This is a genomic window from Burkholderia sp. Ax-1724 (assembly GCF_011752995.1).
Classification (GTDB): Bacteria; Pseudomonadota; Gammaproteobacteria; order Burkholderiales; family Burkholderiaceae; genus Paraburkholderia.
In genome coordinates this window covers 13,437-33,308 of sequence record NZ_VWWL01000023.1, presented here as the reverse complement: position 1 = coordinate 33,308, position 19,872 = coordinate 13,437, and the positions used below count along the sequence as shown (strand labels likewise).

Genomic DNA, 19,872 nt, shown 5'->3' with positions numbered 1-19,872 from the left:
GCAGACAGATAACTACCGGATAACTACCCGACGTACACCTCAACCGCAGGATTCATCGCCCGAAGCGGGCGCTGAACAGGCGAACGATTGAGCGGTAACAGGTTAAGGAAGATTGACCATCATGGTTGAACTGGAAATAGACGGCAAGAAAGTCGAGGTGCCTGAAGGCAGCATGGTGATCCAGGCTGCGCATAAGGTCGACACGTACATTCCTCACTTCTGCTATCACAAGAAGCTGTCGATTGCGGCCAATTGCCGGATGTGTCTGGTCGATGTCGAGAAGATGCCGAAGGCCGTGCCCGCATGCGCGACGCCGGTGTCGGCCGGCATGATCGTGCGCACCCAATCGGACAAGGCGGTGAAGGGCCAGCAAGCCGTGATGGAGTTCCTGCTGATCAACCATCCGCTCGATTGCCCGATTTGCGACCAGGGCGGCGAATGCCAGCTGCAGGATCTGGCCGTCGGTTACGGCAAGTCGTCGTCGCGCTATAGCGAAGAAAAGCGCGTGGTGTTCCACAAGAACGTCGGCCCGCTGATCTCGATGGAAGAAATGTCGCGCTGCATCCACTGCACGCGTTGCGTCCGCTTCGGCCAGGAAATCGCCGGCGTGATGGAACTCGGTATGCTTGGCCGCGGCGAGCATTCTGAAATCACCTCGTTCGTCGGCAAGACGGTCGACTCCGAACTGTCGGGTAACATGATCGACCTGTGCCCGGTCGGCGCGCTCACGAGCAAGCCGTTCCGCTACAGCGCGCGGACGTGGGAGCTGTCGCGCCGCAAGTCGGTGAGCCCGCACGATTCCGTCGGCGCGAACCTCGTCGTGCAGGTCAAGAACAATCGCGTGATGCGTGTTCTGCCGTTCGAAAACGAAGCCATCAACGAATGCTGGATTTCGGACAAGGACCGCTTCTCGTATGAAGGCCTCAACAGCCCCGAGCGTCTGACCAAGCCGATGCTCAAGCAGGGCGGCCAGTGGGTCGAAACCGACTGGCAGACGGCGCTCGACTACGTGGTCAAGGGTCTGAAGGGCATCAAGGGCGACCACGGTGCGAATGCGCTCGCAGCGCTTTCCAGCGCGCATAGCACGATCGAAGAACTGTTCCTGCTCAAGCAGATTGCGCAAGCGGTCGGCACGCCGAATGTCGACTTCCGTCTGCGCCAGTCCGATTTCTCGGCGCCAGTGACCGGCGCGCCGTGGCTCGGCACCGCCGTCGCCGAACTGTCGAATATCGACGCGGCGCTCGTGATCGGTTCGGACCTGCGTCGCGATCATCCGCTGTTCGCAGCGCGTCTGCGCCAGGCGGCCAAGGGCGGCACGCAACTCACGCTCGTGCAGGCCACGAACGACGACGCACTGATTCCGCAAGCTCAACGCGTGGTGGCGGCACCGTCGGCATGGCTCGATGTGCTCGCGGGCATCGCCGGCGCGGTCGCGCAGGCAAAGGGCGTGGCACTGCCGGAAGCGTTCGTGGGCACGCAGCCTACCGATGCTGACAAGCAGGTTGCAGATTCGCTCGCCACGGGCGAACGCCGTCTCGTGCTGCTCGGCAACGAAGCGGTGCGTCATCCCGACTTCGCCGCGATCCACGCGGCGGCGCAATGGATTGCCGAGGCAAGCGGTGCGACGCTCGGCTTCCTCACGGAAGCGGCCAACACGGTCGGCGCGCACCTTGTGAACGCGCTGCCGGGCGAAGGCGGCCTGAACGCCCGCGAAGTGTTCGAACAGCCGCGCAAGGGTTATCTGCTGCTGAATCTCGAACCGGAATTCGATACCGCCAATCCGGCGCAGGCGCTCGCCGCGCTGAAGCAGGCCGAGATGGTCGTCGTGATGTCGCCGTTCCAGACCGGCGCCGACTACGCCGACGTGCTGCTGCCGATCGCGCCGTTCACGGAGACGGGCGGCACCTTCGTCAACGCGGAAGGCACGGTGCAGCCGTTCAACGGCGTCGTGCGTCCGCTCGGCGACACGCGTCCGGCATGGAAGGTGTTGCGTGTGCTCGGTAGCCTGCTCGGCGTGCCGGGTTTCGACTACGACACGGTCGAGGAAGTGCGCGCGGCTGCGCTCGGCGACGGCGAGCTGAACTCGCGTCTGTCGAACCGCACCAGCGTCACGGTGACGCGCGGCAAGGCGGCCAAGGCGGTGGAAGGTCGGTTCGAGCGTCTCGCGAACGTGCCGATCTATCATGCCGACGCGCTCGTGCGTCGCGCGGAGTCGCTGCATCTGACTGCGGCCGCACGTGTGGCGAACTCGGTCGGCCTGCCGGCTGCGCTGTTCGACAAACTGGGTTTGAAGGAAGGCGACGCGGTACGCGTGCGCCAGGGCGAGCAAGCGGTGCAGTTGCCGGCCGTGCGCGACGCGAATCTTGCGGAGACGGTGGTCCGCGTGTCGGCGGCTACACCTGCCGGTGCAGCGCTGGGCAGCCTGTTCGGTGAACTGCTGGTGGAGAAGGCGTAAATGAGCTTGTTCGATACGATCAACTCGGGCGGGTCCCAGCTTCTCGGTGTCGCTTGGCCCACGGTGTGGGCGCTCGTGCGCATCCTGGTGGTGGCCGTTGTGATCCTGCTGTGCGTGGCTTACCTGATCCTGTGGGAACGTAAGCTGATCGGCTGGATGCACGTGCGTCTCGGCCCGAACCGCGTCGGCCCCGCCGGCCTGTTGCAGCCGATCGCCGACGTGCTGAAGCTGTTGCTCAAGGAAGTGATCCAGCCCGCCCAGGCGAGCCGCTGGATCTACCTCATCGCGCCGATCATGGTGGTGGTGCCGGCCTTCGCGGTCTGGGCAGTGATTCCGTTCCAGGCGGGCGCGGTGCTCGGCGACATCAACGCGGGCCTGCTGTACGCGATGGCGATTTCGTCGATCGGCGTGTACGGCGTGATTCTGGCCGGCTGGGCGTCGAACTCGAAGTACGCGTTCCTCGGCGCGATGCGCGCCGCGGCGCAAATGGTTTCGTACGAAATCTCGATGGGCTTCGCGCTCGTGGTCGTGCTGATGACGGCCGGCACGCTGAACCTGTCGGGCATCGTCGGCTCGCAGGAGCACGGCTTCTTCGCCTCGCACGGCCTGAACTTCCTGTCGTGGAACTGGCTGCCGCTCCTGCCGATGTTCGTCGTCTACTTCATCTCGGGCATCGCCGAAACGAACCGTCACCCGTTCGACGTGGTGGAAGGCGAATCGGAAATCGTCGCGGGCCACATGATCGATTACTCGGGTATGGCGTTCGCGCTGTTCTTCCTCGCCGAGTACATCAACATGATCGTGATCTCGGCATTGGCTGCAACTCTGTTCCTCGGCGGCTGGAGCGCACCGTTCGGTTTCCTGTCGTTCATCCCGGGCATCGTCTGGCTCGTCGCCAAGGTTTTCTTCCTGTTGTCGGTATTCATCTGGGCGCGCGCCACGTTCCCGCGCTACCGCTATGACCAGATCATGCGTCTCGGCTGGAAGGTGTTCATTCCGGTCTGCGTGGTGTGGCTGGTGGTGGTCGGCTTCTGGATCATGTCGCCGTTGAATATCTGGAAATAAAGGGCGGACGAACCCATGACCGCAATCCAAAACTTCTTCAAGACTTTCTTCCTCACGGAACTGCTCAAGGGTCTCGCGCTGACCGGACGTTATACGTTCCAGCGCAAGGTCACGGTGCAATTCCCGGAAGAGAAGACCCCGATCTCGCCGCGTTTTCGCGGTCTGCATGCGCTGCGCCGCTATGAAAACGGCGAAGAGCGCTGCATCGCCTGCAAGCTGTGCGAAGCGGTATGCCCGGCGCTCGCGATCACGATCGAATCGGAAACGCGCGCGGACAACACGCGCCGCACGACGCGCTACGACATCGACCTGACCAAGTGCATCTTCTGCGGTTTCTGCGAAGAAAGCTGCCCGGTCGACTCGATCGTCGAGACGCACATTCTCGAGTATCACGGCGAGAAGCGCGGCGACCTGTACTTCACGAAGGACATGCTGCTGGCTGTCGGCGATCGCTATGAAGCGGAGATCGCCGCCAACAAGGCTGCCGACGCACCGTATCGTTGAAGTGCTTTTCCGTTGATGCAGTAATAGTAATAGCGGCAGTAAAAGCAGTAACACGGCCTGCTGTCGGGCCGAGCGCCGCGGTCTGAACGCCGCGGCACGGCGCACCTGTGCGACTGTTCTGGCGGTTCGCCCGCTTTTGCTGACCACGCGTGCCAAAGAACAATGCCTGACGATGGCCTAACGATGAACCGGTAATCATGGAATTCACGACCGTACTGTTCTACATCTTCGCGCTGCTCCTGGTTGTCTCGGGGCTGAAGGTGATCACCTCGCGCAACCCGGTGGCGTCCGCACTGTTCCTGGTGCTGGCGTTCTTCAACGCAGCGGCGATCTGGATGCTGCTCGAGGCCGAGTTCCTCGCGATCCTGCTGGTGCTCGTCTACGTCGGCGCGGTGATGGTGCTGTTCCTGTTCGTCGTGATGATGCTGGACATCAATCTCGACGTGCTGCGCAAAGACTTCAAACGCTTCGTGCCGATGGCGACGGTGGTGGGCGCGATCATCGTGATCGAGACCGCACTGATCCTGTGGCACGGCTACGGCGCGACGTCGACGGTGCTGCACGATACGGCCGCGGCCGCGAACGGCATGGGCGACTGGTCGAACACCCGCCTGATCGGCAAGATCATTTACACGGACTACATCTTCGCGTTCGAAGTCGCCGGCCTGATACTGCTGGTGGCGATCATCGCGGCGATCGCGCTGACCACGAGCCACAAGAAGGACAGCAAGCGGCAGAACGTCAGCGCGCAGGTCAAGGTGCGTGCGCAGGACCGCGTGCGCGTCGTGAAGATGGCGTCGGAGAAAACCGCGGCGACCCTCGCCGCGGAAGAAGCCGCAGCTGCGGCGGCAGCGGCAGCCGACTCGGCACCTGCCAAGAACAGCTGAGCGGACAGGAGATAGAAATCATGTTGACCCTAGCCCATTACCTTGTCCTCGGTGCGATCCTGTTTGCGATCAGCATCGTCGGCATTTTCCTGAACCGCCGTAACGTCATCATCATCCTGATGGCGATCGAACTGATGCTGCTCGCGGTGAACACCAATTTCGTCGCGTTCTCGCACTACCTCGGCGACGTGCATGGCCAGATCTTCGTCTTCTTCGTGCTGACGGTGGCGGCCGCGGAAGCGGCGATCGGCCTCGCAATTCTGGTGACCCTGTTCCGTAGTCTCGACACGATCAATGTCGAGGATCTCGATCAGCTCAAAGGTTAATTTCAGGAAAAGCGGTTATGTCCACGATACTCAATGAAAACCTGCTGTTGGCAATTCCGCTGGCACCGCTTGCCGGTTCCCTGGTTGCAGGGCTGTTCGGAAAGGCGGTAGGGCGAGCCGGCGCGCATTCGGTCACGATCCTCGGCGTCGCGGTTTCGTTCATCCTGTCGGTCATGGTCTTCTTCCAGGTGATGGACGGCGCGAGTTTCAACGCGACCGTTTATGAATGGATGTCGATCGGCAAGACGCAGCTCGAAGTCGGCTTCCTCGTCGACTCGCTGACCGCGATGATGATGTGCGTCGTGACCTTCGTGTCGCTGATGGTGCACATCTACACGATCGGCTACATGGCCGACGACGACGGCTACCAGCGCTTCTTCTCGTACATCTCGCTGTTCACGTTCTCGATGCTGATGCTCGTGATGAGCAACAACTTCCTGCAACTGTTCTTCGGCTGGGAAGCGGTGGGTCTCGTGTCGTACCTGCTGATCGGCTTCTACTTCAAGCGCGAGTCGGCGATCTACGCGAACATGAAGGCGTTCCTCGTGAACCGCGTCGGCGACTTCGGCTTTCTGCTCGGCATCGGCCTGCTGTTCGCGTTCGCCGGTTCGATGAACTACGGCGAAGTCTTCGCGAAGCGCACCGAACTCGCGGCGCTGAATTTCCCGGGCACGGACTGGGGCCTGCTCACGGTTGCGTGCATCTGCCTCTTCATCGGCGCGATGGGTAAGTCGGCCCAGTTCCCGCTGCACGTCTGGCTGCCGGACTCGATGGAAGGCCCGACGCCGATCTCCGCGCTGATTCACGCGGCAACCATGGTGACGGCCGGTATCTTCATGGTCACGCGTATGTCGCCGCTGTTCGAACTGTCGGATACGGCGCTGTCGTTCGTGATGGTCATCGGTGCGATCACGGCGCTGTTCATGGGCTTCCTCGGCATCGTCCAGAACGACATCAAGCGCGTGGTCGCTTATTCCACGCTGTCGCAGCTCGGTTACATGACGGTCGCGCTCGGCGCCTCGGCCTACTCGGTCGCCGTGTTTCACCTGATGACGCACGCGTTCTTCAAGGCACTGCTGTTCCTCGGCGCGGGTTCGGTCATCATCGGCATGCACCACGATCAGGACATGCGCAACATGGGCGGCCTGCGCAAGTACATGCCGATCACGTGGATCACGTCGCTGATCGGTTCGCTTGCGCTGATCGGCACGCCGTTCTTCTCGGGTTTCTACTCGAAAGACTCGATCATCGACGCGGTGAAGCTGTCGCATCTGCCGGGCTCGGGCTTCGCCTACTTCGCGGTGGTCGCGAGCGTGTTCGTGACTGCGCTGTACTCGTTCCGTATGTACTTCATGGTGTTCCACGGCAAGGAGCGCTTCCGCGGTCCGAAGCATCCGGAATCGCCGATGGGTATCGAAGCCGCGGCGCATGCGCATGACGCGCACGGCCACGACGATCACGGTCACGCTCATGGTCACGATGATCACGCTCACGAGCCGCACGAAACTCCGTGGGTCGTGTGGGTGCCGCTGGTGCTGCTGGCGATTCCGTCGATCGTGATCGGTGCGATCGGTGTCGGTCCGATGCTGTTCGGCGACTTCTTCCAGCATGGCGTCGCGTTCGACAAGGTGATCTACATCGGCGAGAACCATCCGGCGCTGCACGAAATGGCCGAAGAGTTCCAGGGCTGGGCGTCGATGGGTCTGCACTCGGTGTCGGGCCTGCCGGTGTGGCTCGCGCTCGCCGGTGTCGTGGTTGCGTGGTTCCTGTATCTGATCCGTCCGGACCTGCCGGCTGTCATCAAGCGCGCGTTCGGCCCGATCTACACGTTGCTCGATAACAAGTACTACATGGACAAGATCAACGAAGTCGTGTTTGCTCGCGGCGCGGTGGCAATCGGCCGGGGTCTGTGGAAGGAAGGCGACGTGGTCGTGATCGACGGCATCGTCAACGGCAGCGCACGCTTTATCGGCTGGTTCGCGAGCGTGATCCGCTTCCTCCAATCCGGCTACATCTACCACTACGCGTTCGCCATGATTATCGGCATGCTGGGGCTCCTGACCCTGTTTGTAACGCTCGGCGGCAAATAAGGCGAGGGACACTCATGCACGCTTATCCGATTCTCAGCATCGCGATCTGGTTGCCGATTCTCTTCGGCCTGCTGGTCCTCGCGATCGGCAAGGACGACAACCCGGCGCCGGCGCGCTGGATCGCGCTGATCGGCTCGGTCCTGAGCTTCATCGTCACGCTTCCGCTGATCACCGGTTTCGATTCGAGCACGGCGGATCTGCAGTTCGTCGAGCAGGCGAGCTGGATCGAGCGCTTCCACATCGCGTACCACCTCGGCGTGGACGGCATTTCGATGTGGTTCGTCGTGTTGACCGCGTTGATTACGGTGATCGTCGTGATCGCCGCGTGGGAAGTGATCACGAAGAACGTCGGCCAGTACCTCGCGGCGTTCCTGATCCTCTCGGGCATCATGGTCGGCGTGTTCAGCGCGGCCGACGGCATGCTGTTCTACGTGTTCTTCGAAGCGACGCTGATCCCGATGTACATCATCATCGGCGTGTGGGGCGGGGCGAACCGCGTGTATGCGGCGTTCAAGTTCTTCCTGTACACGCTGATGGGCTCGCTGCTGATGCTGGTCGCGCTGCTGTATCTGTACAACGAAACCGGCACGTTCGATCTCGCCACGTGGCAGCACGCGCAGATCGCGATGACGCCGCAGGTGCTGTTGTTTATCGCGTTCTTCATGGCCTTCGCGGTGAAGGTGCCGATGTGGCCGGTGCATACGTGGCTGCCCGATGCGCACGTGGAAGCGCCGACCGGCGGCTCGGTCGTGCTGGCCGCGATCATGCTGAAGCTCGGTGCGTACGGTTTCCTGCGCTTCTCGCTGCCGATCGCGCCTGACGCGAGCCATTTCCTCGCGCCGGTCGTCATTACGCTGTCGCTGATCGCGGTGATCTACATCGGCCTCGTCGCGATGGTGCAGGCCGACATGAAGAAGCTGGTCGCGTATTCGTCGATCGCGCACATGGGCTTCGTTACACTCGGCTTCTTCATCTTCAACCAGCTCGGTGCGGAAGGCGCGATCGTGCAGATGATCTCGCACGGCTTCGTGTCGGGCGCGATGTTCCTGAGCATCGGCGTGCTGTACGACCGCATGCATTCGCGTCAGATCGCCGATTACGGCGGCGTCGTCAACATGATGCCGAAGTTCGCGGCGTTCGCGATGCTGTTCTCGATGGCGAACTGCGGCTTGCCGGGCACCTCCGGTTTCGTCGGCGAATTCATGGTGATCCTGGCGGCTGTCCAGTACAACTTCTGGATCGCGGGCGGTGCGGCGGTTACGCTGATCCTCGGCGCGGCCTACACGCTGTGGATGTACAAGCGCGTGTACTTCGGCGCGGTCGCGAACGACCACGTGAAGCATCTCGCCGACATCAGCCGTCGCGAATTTTTCATGCTGGCAGTGCTCGCCGCACTGACGCTGTTCATGGGGCTGTACCCGAAGCCCTTTACCGATGTGATGCACGTATCCGTGGAAAACCTCCTCTCCCACGTTGCTCAATCGAAGCTGCCGTTGCCTCAGTAACGACGAGCGGAGGAATTTAAGACCATGCAAAACGCCCCTATGACTGCTCTGTTGCCCGACGCGTTGCTGATGCTGGCCGTTGTCGTCGCGTGGCTCAACGACACGTTCGTCGGCCCGGACGGTCGCCGCACCACGTATTTCATCGCGTTCTTCTCGACGCTGGTCGCCGGCATCTGGTTCGCGATGAATGCGTTCGATCCGCAGGTGCATTACTTCTTCGACCACATGTACGTGGTCGATTCGTTCGCCAACGTGATGAAGGCGGTGGTGTCGCTCGGCTACGCGGTGTCGATCGTTTATTCGCGCCGTTATCTTGAGGACCGCGGCCTGTTCCGCGGCGACTTCTTCCTGCTCGGCATGTTCTCGCTGCTCGGCCAGATCGTGATGATCTCGGGCAACAACTTCCTGACGCTGTATCTCGGTCTCGAACTGATGTCGCTGTCGCTGTATGCGGTGATCGCGCTGCGCCGCGAAGTGGCGTCGTCGAACGAAGCGGCGATGAAGTACTACGTGCTCGGCGCGCTCGCTTCGGGCTTCCTGCTGTACGGTATCTCGATGCTGTACGGCGCGACCGGCTCGCTCGACCTCAACGAAGTGTTCAAGGCGATCGGCACGAGCCACTACGATCCGAGCGTGCTGCTGTTCGGCGTGATCTTCATCGTGGCCGGCGTGGCGTTCAAGATGGGGGCGGTGCCGTTCCACATGTGGGTGCCCGACGTGTACCAGGGCGCACCGACGGCGATGACGCTCACGGTTGGCGGCGGTCCGAAGGTCGCGGCATTCGCGTGGGGCCTGCGCTTCCTCGTGATGGGCCTGCTGCCGCTCGCGGTCGAATGGCAACAGATGCTCGTGATCCTCGCGGCGCTGTCGCTGATCGTCGGCAACATCACCGGTATCGTGCAGCGCAACGTCAAGCGGATGCTTGCGTACTCGGCGATCTCGAACATGGGCTTCGTGCTGCTCGGCCTGCTCGCTGGCGTAGTCGACCAGAAGACCACGGGCGCCGCGAGCGCGTACGGTTCGGCGATGTTCTACAGCATCGTCTACCTGATCACGACGCTCGGCACCTTCGGCGTCATCATGCTGCTCGCCCGCCGCGATTTCGAAGCGGACACGCTCGAGGACTTCAAGGGCCTCAATCAGCGCAGCCCGGTGTTCGCGTTCGTGATGATGATCATGATGTTCTCGCTCGCGGGCATTCCGCCGGCAGTCGGCTTCTATGCGAAGCTCGCCGTGCTGCAGGCGACGATGAACGCCGGTCTGACCTGGCTCACGGTTCTGGCGGTTATCACCTCGCTGTTCGGCGCGTTCTACTACCTGCGTATCGTCAAGCTCATGTACTTCGACGAGCCGCAGGACAAGTCGCCGATCGTCGCCGACACGAGCACGCGCGCGCTGCTCGCGCTCAACGGCGTGGCCGTGCTGGTGCTCGGTATCGTGCCCGACCCGCTGCTGCGCGCCTGCCTGCAGGCTATCCAGCACACGCTGCTGCTCTGATGTCCGCTGCGGGTTGGTTTATCGTGCTGTTGGCGTTCGTGGGCGCCAACCTGCCGTTCCTGAATCAGCGCCTCTTCGCCGCCGTGCCGTTGAAAGCGGCGAAGAAAAGCGCCTGGCTGCGGATTGCCGAACTGATCGTGTTGTATTTCGTGGTTGGCGCGCTGGGTTTTCTGCTCGAAGCGCGCGCGGGAAACCGCTTCGAACAGGGCTGGCAGTTCTATGCGATCACGTTTGCGCTGTTCGTCGTGTTCGCTTTTCCCGGCTTTACCTTCCAATATCTCGTCAAACGCCGCTGACGGCGTCCCGCCGTCGCGCACCAGGCTGTTTTGAGGTCCGCACATGGCTGAACTTCCCAATCACGATGCCGCGCTAACCGAGACGTGTATCGACAGCAAGACGGTTCATCAAGGGCCGTTCATGACGGTCAAGTACGATACGGTCCGGTTGCCTGACGGTAAGCAGGCGACCCGCGAATACGTCAAGCATGCGGGTGCCGTCATGGTGATTCCGCTATTCGACGACGGTCGCGTGCTGCTTGAGAGCCAGTATCGCTATCCGATGGGCAAGGTCATGGTCGAGTATCCGGCCGGCAAGCTCGATCCGAACGAAGGCGCGCTGGCCTGCGCGGCGCGCGAGTTGCGCGAGGAAACCGGCTATACCGCGCGCGAGTATGTGTACCTGACGCGCATCCACCCGATCATTTCGTATTCGACCGAGTTCATCGACATCTATCTTGCACGCGGATTGGTCGCCGGCGAGCGCAAGCTCGACGAGGGCGAGTTCCTCGAACTCTTTACGGCGAAGTTCGAGGACGTATCCGAATGGGTGCGCACCGGCAAGATCACCGACGTGAAGACGATTATCGGCACGTTCTGGCTGGAGAAGGTGCTCTCGGGCGCCTGGCCGACGGCGACGCCGGAGACGGTATAAGTCTGGCGCTGCCAGATATCCGGCCTATAACACGAGAAGCCCCTGCCGGTCGATGACCGGCAGGGGCTTTGTCATTGGGCAACGCTTTTTCTCCGACACCTGAATATCCGTTTTTCATAGGCCATCTGGCTGGCTCGTCGAGTCGTTCGCGTGTCGCTAGTATGAGCTTTCCGGTCACCGCGTTCGTCATCGTTTTTATTTTGAATAACGAACGATAGGCAGCGAAGAGGTCTGACTTTGAAAGTCTTTGTAGTTGTCGATTGACAACTTATGAGGCGTCGGTTAAATTGGAGGTGTCGATGGTTAGAGGAAAGCACGCGAAGAAGGAGATCGAAGCGGCATTGGTCTACGCGGAGAAGCATGGCTGGCGCGTCCAGGATGGTGGGAGAGGTCACGCGTGGGGAAAAATCTACTGTCCTTATAAAGAGGCGGAATGCCGCTGCGGAGAGTTCTGTATATCGAGTGTCTGGAGTACGCCGAAGAATTCGGGCAATCACGCCAAGCACTTGCGGCGTATCGTCGACAACTGCACGGCTCGTGCGGTAACGGGGCGTGTGGCGCCGAACATGAAAGGCGCAAACCTGGGCTGAATGAAGACAGGAGTAACGTATGGAATATGTGTTCACGTTGAAATACCGGCTCGCAGCCGAAGACTGCGATGCCGACGAGATCGTCGAACGGCTGGGCGAAGCAGGGTGCGACGACGCCACGGTCGGCGTGGGACAACCGGGACGCTTGGGGCTGCTGTTTTCCCGCGAAGGTGCATCTGCGCTCGAGGCTGTCGTCAGCGCGCTCAAGGATGTCAAACGCGCGGTGCCGTCTGCGCAGCTTGTAGAGGCGGGGCCCGATTTCGTTGGCTTGACCGATGCGGCGGAAGTCGCCGGCGTATCGCGGCAGAACATGCGCAAGCTGATGCTGAGCCACGCCACGGACTTCCCTCCGCCTGTCCACGAAGGGAGTACGTCGGTGTGGCATCTGTCCGACGTGCTTGAGTGGCTCACTTCGCGCGGCGGATACAACATCAAGGCAGACGTGGTGGATGTTGCAAAGCTGGCGAAACAGATCAATCTTGCCCGGGGGGCGCGTCAGATCGAAGCGCGCGTCAGCCGCCGGATTGAAAACCTCGTCGCGTAAGCGTGGTGCGGGGCATGCCGGTGTAGAGAGCCCTTAAGCATGATGGGTGAGCGGTCCAGCAGGGTTCGTCAGGCGAAACCGGTACGGCTCACGTGGCGACTTGCCTTCGGCAGCGCCTGGCGCAAAGCGTTAAAATCGCCCACCGCGCCCGATTTGTTCACTACGTCCAACTCTGGCGCATCGATCTTAAATTTTACGAACGATCGTTCATAAATTTTCTTTTTGCGCTAAACTGGCACGCAAGCCCTGATTCCACATGAAGGTCCTCGATTTACAGTGTCCGCATGGCCATCGGTTCGAAGGCTGGTTCGCTTCGGCTGATGACTTCGAATCGCAGCAGTCTCGCAAGCTCGTCGAATGTCCGATCTGCGGTGCGAACGAAGTGAGCCGCTTGCCGTCGGCACCGCGCCTGAATCTGTCGGGTGCGGCTGACACGAAAGCGCCGGCGGATACCGGTGACATGCAGGCGCGTGTCATGCGCGCACTGCGCGAGGTACTGGAAAAGACCGAGAACGTGGGCGACCGCTTCGCCGAGGAAGCGCGGCGTATTCACTACAACGAAGCGCCCGCACGCAATATTCGTGGTGTCACGACCCCGGAAGATGCGCGTGCCTTGGTCGAGGAAGGCATCGAAGTGATGCCGCTGCCAGTCCCGGCTGCCCTGAAGGAACCGCTGCAATAGCGCGGTGCCTGCTGGCGCCAGGTGGTGGCGGCCAGGAGACACTACGCATGAATCTGGACTATTCCTCCGCTGAAGACGCGTTCCGCGCCGACATCCGCGCCTGGCTCGAGGCGAATCTGCCCCGTGAGCTGAGCGACAAGGTACTCAATCACAAACGTCTTTCCCGCGAAGATTTCGCTAGCTGGCACAGGTTGCTCGGCACGCGAGGCTGGTCGGTGGTTGCGTGGCCGCGCGAATATGGCGGCCCGGGCTGGGATGCGACCCAGCGGCATATCTGGGAGGAAGAGTGCGCGCGAGTTGGTGCGCCTTCCGTGCTGCCCTTCGGTGTATCGATGGTCGCACCCGTGCTGATGAAATACGGCAACGAGGCGCAGAAGCGCCACTATCTGCCGCGTATTCTCGACGGCACAGACTGGTGGTGCCAGGGCTATTCCGAGCCGGGTTCGGGCTCGGATCTCGCATCGCTGCGCACCCGTGCCGAGCGCGTCGGCGATCATTACGTGGTCAATGGCCAGAAAACCTGGACCACGCTGGGCCAGTACGCCGACATGATGTTCTGCCTCGTGCGCACCGACAGCGGGGCCAAAAAGCAGGAAGGCATTTCGTTTCTGCTGATCGATATGAAAACGCCGGGCATCACCGTGCGGCCGATCATCACGCTCGACGAAGATCACGAAGTCAACGAGGTGTTTTTCGAAGACGTGAAAGTGCCGCTCGAGAATCTGGTCGGCGAGGAAAATCGCGGCTGGACGTACGCGAAATACCTGCTAGGTCATGAGCGCACCGGCATCGCGCGGGTCGGCACCTCGAAGCGTGAACTCGTCTTTCTTAAGCGCGTCGCGCTGAATCAGAAGAAGAACGGCAAGTCGTTGCTGCTGGACCCGGTCTTTGCCGCGAAGGTCGCGAATCTCGAAATCGAGTTGATGGCGCTCGAAGTCACCGTGCAGCGCGTGGTTGCCAACGAGGCGGGCGGACGCGGGCCGGGCCCGGAAGCGTCGATGCTGAAAATCAAAGGCACCGAAGTGCAGCAGGGCTTGACCGAGCTGATGTTCGAAGCGATTGGTCCGCTTGCCGCGCCGTTCGACGTGCCGTTCCTCGAAGGCGAGCGCGAGCACAGCCTCGCCGGCGATGACGATGCCGCGCCGCTCGCTGCGTACTACTTCAACTTCCGCAAGACGTCGATTTACGGCGGCTCGAACGAAATTCAAAAGAACATCATCGCGCAGATGATTCTCGGACTTTGAGGAGCGGCGCATGGACTTCACTTTCAACGACGAACAACAGCAATTTGCCGACGCGCTGCGCCGCTATCTCGAGAAAAGCTACGGCTTCGAGGCGCGTCAGGCGATCGTGCGCTCGGAAGCCGGTGTGTCGGCCGCGCACTGGGCCGCGTTCACCGAACTCGGTTTGACCGCGCTGCCGGTGCCGGAAGCGCAGGGCGGTTTCAACGGTGGTCCGATCGACATGCTGGTGGTCATGCAGGAACTCGGTCGCGCGCTGGTCATCGAGCCGTATTGGGCGACCGTGGTCGGCATCGAGGCACTACGCATAGCGGGCACGAGCGAAGGCGAAGACGCCGCGTTGCTCGAGCGCGCGGCGCAGGGCGAATGCAAACTGGCCGTGGCCTTTCATGAACCGCACGCACGTTACGATCTGTTCGACATCGCCACGACGGCGAGCGCTCAGGGCGAGCAGTACGCGCTAGGTGGCACGAAGTCGGTCGTGCTGCACGGCGCGCAGGCGGATCACTGGATCGTGCCGGCACGCCTGAATGGCGAGATCGCGCTTTTTGTCGTGGCGCGCGGCGCGGCCGGTGCCAAAGTCACCGAATATCGCACCATCGACGGCCAGCGCGCGGCGACGCTCGAATTCACCGGCACGCCCGCGCGCCGGCTCGCCGGTCAGCACGCGGGCGCGGTGGCGCTCGAACAGATCGCCGACTACGGCACGTTGCTGCTGTGCGCGGAGGCGATCGGCGCGCTCGACGCGCTGAACCACGCCACCGTCGACTACACGAAAACGCGCCAGCAGTTCGGCCAGCCGATCGCGCGTTTCCAGGCGTTGCAGCATCGTATGGTCGAGATGCTGATTCACGCGGAACAGGCGCGCTCCATCACCTATCTCGCTGCGATGCGCTATGCGAGCGAAGATGCCGACGAACGCCGTCGCGCAATTTCGGCGGCAAAGGTGCGCGTCGGTCAGGCGGCGCGTTTCGTCGGTCAGCAGGCGGTGCAGTTGCATGGCGGCATGGGCGTCACGAACGAGGTAGCGGCGGCGCATCTATTTAAGCGCCTCGCGATCATCGAGACCACGCTTGGCGACGTCGATCATCATCTTGCGCGGTTCGCCACGCTTCCCGGCTTTGCCGTCGCCGAAGACTGATCGGCGCATTCAACCGGATCAAGGAGAGGCACGATGGGATTCAGTTTCGAAGACATGGAAGTCGGCACGACGCACGAAGTCGGCAAGCACACGTTCACGCGCGAGGAGATCGTCGAGTTCGCGCAGAAGTTCGATCCGCAGCCGTTTCACCTCGACGAAGCCGCAGCGGCCGAATCGCCGTTTCGCGGCCTCGTGGCGAGCGGCTGGCATACGTGCTCGGTGATGATGGGCATGCTCGTGCGCAACGTGCTGGCGGGTTCGACGTCGATGGGCTCGCCCGGTATCGACGAGATTCGCTGGCTCAAGCCGGTGCGCGTCGGCGACACGATCACGATGATGAACGTCATCGTCGACAAGCGCGTGTCGGAGAGCAAACCCGATCGCGGCATCGTATCGACGCGCTGGGAAGGCATCAATCAGCATGGCGAAACGGTGATTACGGTGCGCTCGAAGGGCATGTTCGGGCTGCGCAAGCCGGGAGCCGCGGCATGACGGCGAGTGCGGCGCCGCTCGCCGCTTTCAACAATGCCGAGGCTGTGCTCGCGCGCGTGGGCGCCGAACCGCTCGTCAGCGAATGGTTGAGCGTCGATCAGGATAAGGTCGATCGTTTTGCCGAGGCCACCGGCGATCATCAATGGATTCACGTCGACCCCGAGCGGGCCAGGCGCGAGTCGCCGTTCGGCGGCCCGGTCGCGCATGGTTTTCTGACGCTCTCGCTGATTCCGGCTCTGCTCGGTGAAATGGTGACGTTCGAGCAGCGCATGGGCGTCAACTACGGGTTGAATCGTGTGCGTTTCGTGTCGCCGGTGCTGGTGGGTTCGTCGCTGCGCGGGAAGTTTGCGGTGGAATCCGTGACCGAAGTCGACGACGGCGGCGTGCAGGTCGCATGGAACGTCACGGTGGAGCGGCAGGGCAGCGAGCGGCCGGTGTGCATCGCGGAGTTCATTACGCGGCACTACTTCTAGTGTTCTTGCGTCGCGGGTGAAATCGAAAGTGCGAGCCGGCGTGCATGCGGGCTCGCACTTTTTGCCTGGCGTCGGGGCGTATCGCCGGGAAGACGAAGCAGTTAATGCTTCGCGTACTGGGTGGCACCGAACAGCATCTCTTTCGCCTTGTCGTCCATCAGCGGCACGCGTGCGGACGCGAGCACGTCGACGCCGCGCACCACCGCGGGCCGAGCGGCAATCTCTTCATGCCAGCGCTTCACGTTCGGGAACGCATCGAGTTCGATGCCCTGGTTTTTCCATGAGCGCGTCCACGGGAACGAGGCGATGTCCGCGATCGTATAGTCGTTGCCGGCGAGATAACGCGTCTTGCCGAGTTGCGTGTCCATCACGCCGTACAGGCGATGCGCTTCGTTGGTGTAGCGTTTGACCGCATACTCGATCTGCTCGGGTGCGTAGAGGCGGAAGTGGTGAGCCTGCCCCAGCATCGGACCGAGGCCGCCCATCTGGAACATCAGCCATTGCAGCACCGAGTAGCGCGCGGCCGGATCGGTCGGCAGAAACTTGCCGGTTTTTTCAGCCAGGTAAATCAGGATCGCGCCCGATTCGAACAGCGCGAACGGCCGGCCATCAGCGCCTTTCGGGCCCTCGGAGTCGACGATCGCGGGAATCTTGTTGTTGGGACTGACGGCGAGAAATTCGGGCTTGAACTGGTCGCCGGCACCGATATTCACGGCATGCGCGGTGTAGGGCAGGCCCGTCTCTTCGAGCATGATGTGAACCTTGTGGCCGTTCGGGGTCGCCCAGCTATAGACATCGATCATCGTTGCTCCCTGTTCGTCAAAGCGGCGCCGCAAAGAGGGCGCCGCCGTGGTCGAAAAATTAGAGCATAGATCGTACGATGCTGCTTGCCGTGGGCTCAGCCCCCCCCCCCCCCGCGCTCACCTTTCACATCGGGCCGCGGAACTCAAACGCGCGTGACCGGCATCTCCACGCGAGCGGCCGCGCCCGCATCCAGATGGCGTGCGAGTTCGAGCTTGGCGATGGCATTGCGATGCACTTCGTCGGGGCCGTCGGCGAAACGCAGCGTGCGTGCCGATGCGTAGGCATAGGCGAGCGGAAAGTCGTCGCTGACACCGCCGCCGCCGTGCGCCTGAATCGCCCAGTCGATTACCTGACACGCCATGTTCGGCGCGACCACCTTGATCATCGCGATCTCGCCGCGCGCGCCCTTGTTGCCGACGGTGTCCATCATGTACGCGGTCTTCAGCGTCAGCAGACGCGCCTGCTCGATCATGCAGCGCGCCTCGGCGAGACGCTCCTGCGTGACGCCTTGCGACGCGACCGGCTTGCCGAACGCGACGCGTTGCAGCGAGCGCTTCGCCATCAGCTCGATTGCGCGTTCGGCGAGACCGATGAGCCGCATGCAATGGTGGATGCGCCCCGGGCCGAGGCGGCCCTGCGCGATCTCGAAGCCGCGGCCTTCGCCGAGCAGCATGTTGGCGGCAGGCACGCGCACGTTATCGAGCGTGATTTCCATATGGCCGTGCGGCGCGTCGTCGTAACCGAACACGGTGAGCGGGCGGTGCACGGTGATGCCGGCGGCGTCGGCGGGCACGAGGATCATCGACTGCTGCTGATGGCGCGGCGCCTCGGGATCGGTCTTGCCCATCACGATATAGACCTTGCAGCGCGGATCGCCCGCACCCGACGACCACCACTTGTGGCCGTCGATCACGTAGTGGTCGCCATCGCGCACGATGCGGGTCTGGATGTTGGTCGCATCCGACGAGGCCACTTCCGGCTCCGTCATCAGGAACGCGGAGCGGATTTGCCCTTGCAGCAGCGGTTCGAGCCATTCGCGCTTGTTGTCTTCGCTGCCGTAGCGCTCGATCGTCTCCATGTTGCCGGTGTCGGGCGCGTTGCAGTTGAACACTTCCGGCGCCCAGGGCACGCGGCCCATGATCTCGCACAGCGGCGCGTATTCGAGGTTGGTCAGTCCGGCGCCGCGCTCCGATTGCGGCAGGAACAGATTCCACAAACCGGCGGCGCGCGCCTTCTGCTTCAGTTGCTCGATCAGCTCGGTCGGCACCCATGCGTTGCCGTTCTGGCGATTGCGCGCGATTTCCGCATAGAACGCCTGCTCGTTCGGATAAATATGCTCGTCGAAGAAGGCGAGCAGTTTTTCGCGCAACGCCTGGACCTTCGGGGTGTAATCGAAATTCATCTGAAACCTCGCGAATGACGGACAGCGGATGATGTTGAAGCGGGGCTCGCAAGCTCGTGCACAAATAACGGCATGATGCCCAGCCCGGCCCATAACCGGGGCATGCGGCCCCGGCGCATTGTTTTGCGCCTAGCGCACCTTCTGCGCGTAGCGCCAGGCCAGTTCGGCCATCGGCTTCGCGCGCCGGCCGGCGTCGAGTGCCTGCGCACTCGATGCGGTGCCGTCGACGACGCGCTTCATGATGCCTTGCAGAATCGCGGCGATGCGGAACATGTTGTACGCCAGATAGAAGTTCCAGTCGCCGTGAATCTCGAAGCCGGTGCGCTGGCAATAGCGTTCGACGTACTGTGCTTCGTCGGGAATGCCGAGGGCGCTCCAGTCGAGCCCCGCGATGCCGCGGAACTGCCCCGGGTCGACGTGCCACGCCATACAGTGATACGCGAAGTCGGCGAGCGGATCGCCGAGCGTCGACAGTTCCCAGTCGAGCACCGCAAGCACGCGCGGCTCGTAGCGATCGAAGATCAGATTGTCGAGCCGGTAATCGCCATGTACGACCGAGGTGCGGCCGCTCGTTTCGGCGGGCATATGTTGCGGCAGCCATTCGATCAGACGCTGCATCGCGTCGATCGGCTCGGTCTCGGACGCGAGATACTGCTTGCTCCAGCGGCCGATCTGCCGGGCGAAGTAATTGCCCGGCTTGCCGTAATCGACGAGGCCGGCGGCGGCGACGTCGACGCTATGCAAAGCCGCGATCACGCGATTCATTTCGTCGTAGATCGCCGTGCGCTCAGCGGCCGTCATGCCGGGCAGCGACTGGTCCCACAGCACGCGGCCTTCGACGAACTCCATCACGTAGAACGCGCGGCCGATCACGCTTTCGTCCTCGCACAGCGCGAGCATTTGCGCGATCGGCACGTCGGTGCCGGTCAGCGCGTGCATCACGCGGTATTCGCGTTCGATCGCATGCGCGGACGGCAGCAGCTTCGCGGCGGGGCCGGGCTTCGCGCGCATCACGTACGAGCGCGACGGCGTGATCAGCTTGAAGGTCGGATTGGACTGGCCGCCCGCGAACTGTTCGAGCGTGAGCGGTCCCGCGAAGCCGTCGACGTGACGGGTCAGCCACGCGGCGAGCGCGTCGTTGTCGAAGCGTTGCCGCTCGTTGACGGGACGGGTGCCTTCGAAGGCCGAATAGTCCTGTTTGGGTGCGGGTTCGCCGGTCTGCGTGGCTTGCGCCATGTGTCTCC

The 19,872-nt window shown here is 62.4% G+C and carries 20 protein-coding genes; 17 read left to right on the top strand and 3 right to left on the bottom strand.

Annotation, left to right across the window (positions count from 1 at the left end; translation table 11 throughout):
* The first annotated feature begins 121 nt into the window (after positions 1-121).
* From nuoG to F3J19_RS25080, 17 genes are all read left to right on the top strand, one after another.
* On the top strand, positions 122-2,455 hold the full coding sequence (gene nuoG, locus F3J19_RS25160; protein WP_167047729.1) for an NADH-quinone oxidoreductase subunit NuoG: 2,334 nt from the start codon (positions 122-124) through the stop codon (positions 2,453-2,455).
* The gene (gene nuoH / locus F3J19_RS25155) at positions 2,456-3,520 is read left to right on the top strand and encodes an NADH-quinone oxidoreductase subunit NuoH (RefSeq protein ID WP_167047726.1); all 1,065 of its coding nucleotides are present in this window, start codon (positions 2,456-2,458) and stop codon (positions 3,518-3,520) included.
* A gap of 15 nt (positions 3,521-3,535) precedes the next feature.
* Positions 3,536-4,024, top strand: coding sequence for an NADH-quinone oxidoreductase subunit NuoI (gene nuoI / locus F3J19_RS25150; protein WP_012432383.1), 489 nt, complete (start codon positions 3,536-3,538; stop codon positions 4,022-4,024).
* Between the two features lie 197 nt (positions 4,025-4,221).
* Positions 4,222-4,911 carry an NADH-quinone oxidoreductase subunit J gene (locus tag F3J19_RS25145; protein ID WP_167047723.1) on the top strand — a complete coding sequence of 230 codons (690 nt, stop codon included), beginning with the start codon at positions 4,222-4,224 and terminating at the stop codon, positions 4,909-4,911.
* A gap of 20 nt (positions 4,912-4,931) precedes the next feature.
* On the top strand, positions 4,932-5,237 hold the full coding sequence (gene nuoK, locus F3J19_RS25140; RefSeq protein WP_006052894.1) for an NADH-quinone oxidoreductase subunit NuoK: 306 nt from the start codon (positions 4,932-4,934) through the stop codon (positions 5,235-5,237).
* 17 nt (positions 5,238-5,254) lie between these two features.
* A complete protein-coding gene (nuoL, locus tag F3J19_RS25135) occupies positions 5,255-7,327 on the top strand; it encodes an NADH-quinone oxidoreductase subunit L (protein ID WP_167047721.1) in 2,073 nt (690 codons plus the stop codon).
* Positions 7,328-7,341: 14 nt separating this feature from the next.
* Entirely contained in the window at positions 7,342-8,832 is a 1,491-nt protein-coding gene (locus F3J19_RS25130; RefSeq protein WP_167047718.1) for an NADH-quinone oxidoreductase subunit M, read from the top strand.
* Positions 8,833-8,856: 24 nt separating this feature from the next.
* Complete coding sequence (gene nuoN / locus F3J19_RS25125; protein ID WP_167047715.1) at positions 8,857-10,329, top strand: NADH-quinone oxidoreductase subunit NuoN; 1,473 nt, start codon at positions 8,857-8,859, stop codon at positions 10,327-10,329.
* Positions 10,329-10,625, top strand: coding sequence for a DUF2818 family protein (locus F3J19_RS25120; RefSeq protein ID WP_167047712.1), 297 nt, complete (start codon positions 10,329-10,331; stop codon positions 10,623-10,625). Before nuoN ends, F3J19_RS25120 begins: the two co-directional genes overlap by 1 nt.
* 43 nt (positions 10,626-10,668) lie before the next feature.
* Positions 10,669-11,259, top strand: coding sequence for an NUDIX hydrolase (locus F3J19_RS25115; RefSeq protein WP_167047709.1), 591 nt, complete (start codon positions 10,669-10,671; stop codon positions 11,257-11,259).
* A 299-nt stretch (positions 11,260-11,558) separates the two neighbouring features.
* Complete coding sequence (locus F3J19_RS25110) at positions 11,559-11,849, top strand: hypothetical protein (RefSeq protein ID WP_167047706.1); 291 nt, start codon at positions 11,559-11,561, stop codon at positions 11,847-11,849.
* 19 nt (positions 11,850-11,868) lie between these two features.
* Positions 11,869-12,393 carry a DNA-binding protein gene (locus tag F3J19_RS25105; protein ID WP_167047703.1) on the top strand — a complete coding sequence of 175 codons (525 nt, stop codon included), beginning with the start codon at positions 11,869-11,871 and terminating at the stop codon, positions 12,391-12,393.
* 256 nt (positions 12,394-12,649) lie between these two features.
* Positions 12,650-13,075, top strand: coding sequence for a DUF1178 family protein (locus F3J19_RS25100; protein WP_167047700.1), 426 nt, complete (start codon positions 12,650-12,652; stop codon positions 13,073-13,075).
* A 47-nt stretch (positions 13,076-13,122) separates the two neighbouring features.
* Positions 13,123-14,319 (top strand): acyl-CoA dehydrogenase family protein, encoded by a 1,197-nt coding sequence (locus tag F3J19_RS25095; RefSeq protein ID WP_167047697.1) that lies wholly within the window; start codon positions 13,123-13,125, stop codon positions 14,317-14,319.
* 10 nt (positions 14,320-14,329) lie between these two features.
* Positions 14,330-15,457: an acyl-CoA dehydrogenase gene (locus tag F3J19_RS25090; protein ID WP_167047694.1), complete on the top strand. Its 1,128-nt coding sequence runs from the start codon at positions 14,330-14,332 to the stop codon at positions 15,455-15,457.
* Positions 15,458-15,490: 33 nt separating this feature from the next.
* Positions 15,491-15,949, top strand: coding sequence for a MaoC family dehydratase (locus tag F3J19_RS25085; RefSeq protein WP_167047691.1), 459 nt, complete (start codon positions 15,491-15,493; stop codon positions 15,947-15,949).
* Positions 15,946-16,422 carry a MaoC family dehydratase gene (locus F3J19_RS25080; RefSeq protein ID WP_167047688.1) on the top strand — a complete coding sequence of 159 codons (477 nt, stop codon included), beginning with the start codon at positions 15,946-15,948 and terminating at the stop codon, positions 16,420-16,422. The genes F3J19_RS25085 and F3J19_RS25080 overlap by 4 nt, the downstream gene beginning before the upstream one ends.
* A 101-nt stretch (positions 16,423-16,523) precedes the next feature.
* Here F3J19_RS25080 and F3J19_RS25075 read toward each other — a convergent pair whose 3' ends face one another.
* From F3J19_RS25075 to F3J19_RS25065, 3 genes are all read right to left on the bottom strand, one after another.
* Positions 16,524-17,225 (bottom strand): glutathione binding-like protein, encoded by a 702-nt coding sequence (locus F3J19_RS25075; RefSeq protein WP_167047685.1) that lies wholly within the window; start codon positions 17,223-17,225, stop codon positions 16,524-16,526.
* Between the two features lie 143 nt (positions 17,226-17,368).
* Positions 17,369-18,628, bottom strand: a complete 1,260-nt coding sequence (locus tag F3J19_RS25070) for an acyl-CoA dehydrogenase family protein (protein ID WP_167047682.1) — start codon at positions 18,626-18,628, stop codon at positions 17,369-17,371.
* A 129-nt stretch (positions 18,629-18,757) separates the two neighbouring features.
* On the bottom strand, positions 18,758-19,864 hold the full coding sequence (locus tag F3J19_RS25065; protein WP_167047679.1) for a phosphotransferase: 1,107 nt from the start codon (positions 19,862-19,864) through the stop codon (positions 18,758-18,760).
* Between the last annotated feature and the right edge of the window lie 8 nt (positions 19,865-19,872).